Origin of the sequence: Kitasatospora papulosa, from assembly GCF_000717245.1 — a bacterium.
Taxonomy (GTDB): domain Bacteria; phylum Actinomycetota; class Actinomycetes; order Streptomycetales; family Streptomycetaceae; genus Streptomyces; species Streptomyces papulosus.
Genome location: NZ_JNYQ01000060.1, coordinates 1 through 932 on the forward strand (window position 1 = coordinate 1; position 932 = coordinate 932).

Consider the following 932-nt stretch of genomic DNA (forward strand, 5'->3'; position numbering starts at 1 on the left):
CTGTTCGACCTGCTCGCCGCGGGCCAGGGTCTGCTTCTCCATCTGGCCGTCGGCCCAGTAGGCGTCGAGCGTGGCGGCGGCGGTCACGAAGGCCGGGTTGTTGCCGCGGAAGGTGCCGTTGTGCTCGCCCGGCTCCCACACGTCCAGCTCACCCTTGAACAGGCACAGCGACATCGGCAGCCCGTACCCGCTGATCGACTTCGACAGCGTCACGATGTCCGGGACGATGCCGGCCTCCTCGAACGAGAAGAACCCACCGGTCCGGCCGCAGCCCATCTGGATGTCGTCCACGATCAGGAGCATGTCCTGGCGGTGACACAGCTCCTGCAACGCACGCAGCCACTCGGCACGGGCCACGTTGATGCCGCCCTCGCCCTGCACCGTCTCCACGATCACCGCGGCCGGCTTGTTCAGCCCCGACCCCTGGTCCTCCAGCAGCCGCTCGAACCACAGGAAGTCCGGCACCTGACCGTCGAAGTAGTTGTCGAACGGCATCGGCGTCCCGTGCACCAGCGGAATACCGGCACCCGCCCGCTTGAACGCGTTCCCCGTCACCGCCAGCGAACCCAGCGACATCCCGTGGAAGGCGTTGGTGAACGACACCACCGACTCACGGCCCTTGACCTTACGGGCCAGCTTCAACGCCGACTCCACGGCGTTCGTGCCCGTCGGACCCGGGAACATCACCTTGTACGGCAGGTCACGCGGACGCAGGATCACGTTCTCGAACGTCTCCAGGAACGCCCGCTTCGCCGTCGTGGCCATGTCCAGACCGTGCGTGATCCCGTCACGCTCGATGTAGTCGATCAACGCACGTTTCAGCACCGGATTGTTGTGGCCGTAGTTCAACGACCCGGCACCGGCGAAGAAGTCCAGGTACGAGTGTCCGTCCTCATCCGTGAGCCGGGCACCCTGCGCACGGTCGAAGACCG

The 932-nt window shown here is 66.2% G+C and carries 1 protein-coding gene; it reads right to left on the bottom strand.

Annotated features, from left to right (window positions below):
• Positions 1-932 (bottom strand): aspartate aminotransferase family protein (locus tag IA22_RS0133690; RefSeq protein ID WP_030125870.1); only part of this gene is annotated, 932 nt, incomplete at both ends.